The 5641-nt window shown below is 40.3% G+C and carries 6 protein-coding genes; 5 read left to right on the top strand and 1 reads right to left on the bottom strand.

Annotated features, from left to right (window positions below; all coding sequences use genetic code 11):
- The 5 genes from AT15_RS09970 to AT15_RS09955 form a co-directional block, all read left to right on the top strand.
- Positions 1-1250 (top strand): FAD-dependent oxidoreductase (locus AT15_RS09970; RefSeq protein WP_153019746.1); only part of this gene is annotated, 1250 nt, incomplete at its 5' end.
- A 332-nt stretch (positions 1251-1582) separates the two neighbouring features.
- On the top strand, positions 1583-3409 hold the full coding sequence (locus AT15_RS09965; protein ID WP_068349235.1) for a leucine-rich repeat domain-containing protein: 1827 nt from the start codon (positions 1583-1585) through the stop codon (positions 3407-3409).
- A gap of 207 nt (positions 3410-3616) precedes the next feature.
- Entirely contained in the window at positions 3617-4021 is a 405-nt protein-coding gene (locus AT15_RS09960) for a putative zinc-binding protein (protein ID WP_068349233.1), read from the top strand.
- 23 nt (positions 4022-4044) lie between these two features.
- On the top strand, positions 4045-4248 hold the full coding sequence (locus AT15_RS10585) for an ATP-binding protein (RefSeq protein WP_084251718.1): 204 nt from the start codon (positions 4045-4047) through the stop codon (positions 4246-4248).
- Positions 4249-4253: 5 nt separating this feature from the next.
- A complete protein-coding gene (locus AT15_RS09955; RefSeq protein ID WP_068349231.1) occupies positions 4254-4607 on the top strand; it encodes a heterodisulfide reductase subunit A-like protein in 354 nt (117 codons plus the stop codon).
- Positions 4608-4636: 29 nt separating this feature from the next.
- On the opposite strand, the gene AT15_RS09950 is transcribed toward AT15_RS09955, so the two are convergent.
- Positions 4637-5458, bottom strand: coding sequence for an FTR1 family iron permease (locus tag AT15_RS09950; RefSeq protein ID WP_161484679.1), 822 nt, complete (start codon positions 5456-5458; stop codon positions 4637-4639).
- Between the last annotated feature and the right edge of the window lie 183 nt (positions 5459-5641).

The following is a 5641-nucleotide window of genomic DNA, read 5'->3' as shown; positions in this document are numbered from 1 at the left end:
TCAAAGTGCATAACTTGAGAGAGTATGATGGCGTTGATATAGTCAGAAAGTTTGAAGAATATGGTTATGCTACTGTTCACGCGGATGTAGGTTTTGGTGATAAGGAAAAAAGATTAGAACCTATGGCTTATAAACAGGCCTGGCGTTCAAATCTAGCAAAGGCCTTAAAAGATGGAGGCATCAAGATACCGGTTATTGCGGTAGGGGTGATTAGAGAACCAGAGATAGCCGAATCGCTTCTCATCAGTGGAGTGGCTGACCTTGTTGCTCTTGGCAGAACGTTAATAGCAGATGCGGATTGGCCACTTAAAGCACTGTATGGAAAAGAGAAAACCATTCGCAAATGCATTGGATGCTCTGAATGTATTCGTTCAAGGCATACAATGGGAACAGCCATTAGGTGCGGAGTAAATCCCATTGTAGGGAAGAGTAGTGACTATGAAAAAATCATCCCTTCTCAAATTCCTAAGCATATTGCAATAATTGGTGCTGGGCCTGCGGGACTTGAAGCGGCGAGAGTGGCTGCGTTAAAAGGTCATCGTGTAACGATTTTTGAACGTGAAAAAGAGATAGGTGGTGCAGTGAGGATAGGTTCCGTTCCACCGGGAAAGGAAAAAATGCGCTGGCTAATAGGTTATTACTCCGAAGTTCTTAAAGAACTTGGTGTAGATATTAGAGTACATACGGCTGTGGATGTTGAAAGAGTTATGAAGGAAAATCCCGATGAAATTGTCCTTGCCATGGGTGCTAAACCTTTTATACCTGATATTGAAGGAATCGATGGTCCAAATGTTGTGCTCTATTCCGACGTATTGGATGAAAAAATCACGCTTCAGAAAGGGGAAAGAGTAGTCGTAGGTGGAGGAGGCCTTGTGGGTTGTGAAATTGCTCTCTATTTAGCTACTAAAGGATGTGAGGTCACAATAGTTGAAATGCTACCAGAGGTCGCCAAAGAAATGGAACCAATAAGCAGAAATTACCTGCTACGCGAACTTAAGGAGCATAATGTAAAAATATTAACTGGCTCAAGAATAGTCAAGATTTCAAAGTCATCTTTGAATATCAAAAAGAACGACGGCATGGAAATGGAACTCGATCTGGATATATTTGTTGCCGCCTTTGGGGAAAAATCGCGTGAATTTGAAAAAATAGATGTTCCTGTTCCCACACACATCATTGGGGATATGACAAGAGTGGGGAAAATTGTTGAAGCTATAAGGGACGGCTATGCAATTGGGCTTAATTTATAGAAAAGTTCATTATGGCTATCCGAAATCTTGCCGTTTCTGTTTTTCAGCGGTCCCCTCCTGAGACTTCCTATAACTTTACAGAAAGAATTGAAATTCAAGCGTCAAGAATTCACAGGAGCTACAGTCCATAGTGACTTCTCAAAGCCAGTCTAAAGGGACTGGCTTTTTCATAACGTTTTCTTTTACTTTTTAGACTCTTTGAAAACATTGACTTGTTGCATGGTTTTTTTATATTATCTCAAAGACGCTTCTGACTCTCTTTTTTTCTTCTTCGAAGTGTTGAATCTTTCGGAAATATGGTTAATTTAGCAGTGTTTAAGGGGGCATGATTAATGAAAAGGTATTCACTTCTTTTAGGAGCCGTTCTTTTAGTGTTGTTTCTAATAATGGGCTGCTTTCAAGGATGCAATAAGCTGGTTATCACAAACATGAATCCCGAAGATAATTCTGTTGGTGTTTCAGTGAATCCAACACTTAGCTGGCATGTTGAGTCAAATTCTTCAATTCCACCTGTTTTTGACGTTTTTTTTGGCACTTCCGCTGATAGTATGCCCTTAGTGGCAAATGACCTGTCAGTAGAATCCTATTCTCCCGGACCGCTTGCAACATCAACAACTTATTATTGGCAGGTAAAAGCCGAAGCTGGCAAAAAAACTGCTTTAAGCGAAGTAGCGAGTTTCACAACAGGTACGTATGGCGCTGTGTATTTCTTTGAGGATTTTGAAACTGGGGATTTAACGGCGAACCCATGGGTTACAGGCGGCGATGCTGTACCCTTTGTTCAATCTGAAGAAACTCAAGAGGGAACATTCACCCTTGAGTTAAGCGGAATAGGAGCTGACCAGAGTTGTTATATTGAGGTACAGGTTAACCTTCCACAAGATGCTGTTATAACCTTTTATCGTAAGACTTCGATAAGAATTACCCACCATTATCTTAATTTCTATATTGACGACACGCTCGCAGGAAATTGGTCCGGACAAAGCGGATGGTATCGGGTTTTCAGGGAGGTACCTGCAGGTACTCATACACTAAAGTGGGAATACGAAAGAGATGGTTCTCAAAACGCTTATGAAAACGCTGTCTGGTTAGATGAAATAGCTATTTATGAAGCGATGGATCTCGGGAATGAAGTGAATATGCCTGATAGCAATTTAAGAGCTGTGGTGCTTCCTCGCATCGGCAAAGCGGCGACGGATACTGTTTACGCGAAGGAGCTTGGTGATTTTACAGAACTGAGTGCGGACAATTTGGGCATAGCAGATATTGCAGGCCTTGAATATATGGACAGCCTTAAATGGGTATGGCTGAGTACCAATTCAATCTCTGATATAACGCCTTTGCAAGGGCTGACAGATATGGAATGGTTGTATTTGCAGACGAATCAAATAGATGATATAACTCCCCTGCAAAATTTAACAAAGTTGGACTATCTCAATCTGGGTGGAAATCAAATTACAGATATTAGCCCTCTGGAAAATATGACAGGTTTATATGCTCTAATGCTAAGCTATAACCAGATTTCGGATATTTCATCTCTTCCTGATTTCACAAATATTCTACATATATATCTTGACTACAACCAGGTCAGTGATATTTCGGTTATAGGTGGATATACATCGCTGATAGGCTTTTATGCGATTAATAATAATATAACTTCCTTAACTCCTCTGGAAGGGTTAACAAACTTAAAGCTGCTGTACCTTAGCGGGAATCCTTTTTCACCTTCGGAGCTCTCGCATATACACGATCTGATACAAATAACGAATTTGCAGCTTGAAAACCTCAACCTCACAAATTCAGATGTGACCTTTCTGGCATCTTTTACAGCTGTTTATGATCTCAGGCTTGCCAACAACCAGATTTCAGACCTCGACTTTCTTGAAGGCTTGACCGGCATAAACTCTTTGTGGCTAACTAATAATAATATTTCAGATATCAGCCAGCTTCAGGGTTTGGTGAATTTGAACAGACTTTGGATTGGCTCCAATGATATCACTGATATTCAACCCCTTGTGGATAATTCGGGAATTTCAAGCGGGGATACCGTTGATATAAGGTATAACTTACTCGATACGACATCTGGTTCAGATGACATGAATGATGTTCAAGCTCTTATAGATAGGGGAGTTACTGTGTATTATTTACCGCAAAATTAGTTATTCAGGCAACTTAAGGCTGCCTTAGGGCAGCCTTTTTTATTTATGTATAAATGTAAATTGTTCTTTAATTCACATGAGTTTTGGATTACATAATTGTGTGAGCAGCTTTTGAAGAGGTATAGAACCCGGTTTAAACATTGTTGCATAATGGTGCAATTATGCAATATAATATGAATGAAAACTCTTATAAAGGAGTGAATAAAAATGGCAAAAGAAGATTGGACGATTTTACCTCATTGTGCAAAAGAATCAAAGGAACTATACATCGTACTGGCTTGTGATGGCGCTTCCAGTGTAGGCCAGGTAGGGAATGAAATCGCAAAAAAACTGACTTTGAGCAATACAGGTGCAAGAATGTGTTGCCTTGCAGCAGTGGCAGCAAATTCGCCAACTCACGTAAAAATTGCCAAAGATGCCAAAAAGTTAGTAGTAATAAATGGTTGCGCACTGAAATGTGCAAGTAACATCCTGGAGCAAAGGGGTATAAAACCAGATTATGTTCTAACCATCAGTGAGCTTGGCATTCCAAAAGCTCCAACACTGGATTTTGACGATGAAGATGTTGAAAAAATAGCCTTAAAAGTTCTTGAGGATTTGAAAAAGTTATAACCAGTAAAGGAGGAAGAAAGTTAATGGCGAAAAACTGGCATCCAGTAATTGATTATGAAAATTGTTCAGGTTGCTTGACCTGCGCGAATTTTTGCCCCCACGAAGTTTATTCTGTGGAAGGCGGAAAGCCAGTAGTATCAAATCCTGAACACTGTGTAGAGTTTTGCCGTGGTTGTCAAAAAATTTGCCCCAGCGAAGCTATAACATATTTTGGAGATAGGAGGTAGTAAATATGGCAAAAAAAGGATTATTATTGTGCGTATGCCAGGGAACATGCCCTTCCTTTCATCAGATGGACGTGTTTGAGGTATTGAATGCTATACGCAGAGAAAACATCGTTGATTTTGTCTCGCTTCATCCGCAGCTCTGTGCAACCGACGGCGATGAATATTTAAAAACACTCACAGAGAATAAGGATATTGATGAGCTATATGTCGCTGGCTGCGATCCTACAATGCAGGCAAAAATGTATAGAGATGCCTTTGAGAATGCCGGTTTTGATGCGAAAAAACACAAAGGTGTTGATATTCGCAATATGACCACAGAGCAAGCAGTTTCTGCAATCAAGGAACTTATTAATAAATAAAAGGGGAAGCACACTTGCTTCCCCTTGTTTTATACTGAAGAAAGCTGTTGTAATTTTCTGCTTTTATTAATCGCGGTTGATCCGATCGTTCCTATAAACAGCCAGTAAGAAAGGAATTCAAGGAAAGAAGGATTGCCATTGTATCCAAACACCGCTTTCAAAATGCCTCCCAGCACTCCATTTTCGCTGAGAATGCCGTTTAGATCATAAATATGTTCAATGAAAACTGGTAAAAGCCCGGCTTCCTGGAACTCGTGTATCCCGTGAGCAAAAAGACCAGCTGCAATAATAAACAAAAACATTCCTGACCAGAAGAAAAGTTTTGAGATTGATAGTTTGCTTGTTCCTTTATAAAGGAGGAAGGATAATACAACTGCAATTAATATTCCCGATATTCCTCCAATAGCTGCCAGGAAAGGTTCAGTTGTTTCCTTGATAGCTGAAAAGAACAGGACTGTTTCTACACCTTCTCTGACAACAGCTGAAAACGCCAGTAATCCAAGGTAAATGGGCTTATCTTCTGAAACTGCTCTGTCTACTTTTCCTTCAAATTCTGCTCTTTTGAATTGCATCCAAAAAATCATGTAAGTCAAGACACCGGCTGCAAGCAACATGAGCACTCCTTCAAAAATTTCTTCTACTCTTCCTTCAAAGTTCCCAAAAACCATATTAAAAACAAAGGCCAGCAAGATGCTTGAAATAATTGCGAGGGCTGTACCTGTCCAGATACTTTTTTCCAGATTGTTTTTCCTGTGTATGTGGTCAAATAAAATTGACCCCCCAGGGCCATAGAAAATTGACCCGTTACCCCTTGGAAAAAAAGACCTTCTTGAGCGAGATAATAGAAACAATCTGCTCAAGGAGGTATACGAGGGGGGAAAAACGTGTAAGAGGATAGAGAGATTAAACGGATTTATGAGGAAGATTGTTATATTCGTGAGGGAACAAGACTCACCGGGATAACCCGGAACACCGTCAGGAAGGATTTACGCAGAAACGACGCAGTGAAATACGGAAGAGGAAAGGAAGAAAAG

The organism is Kosmotoga arenicorallina S304, from assembly GCF_001636545.1.
Classification (GTDB): domain Bacteria; phylum Thermotogota; class Thermotogae; order Petrotogales; family Kosmotogaceae; genus Kosmotoga_B; species Kosmotoga_B arenicorallina.
The sequence above is the reverse complement of the archived record's forward strand: the minus strand, read 5'-3'. Positions and strand labels throughout refer to the sequence as shown.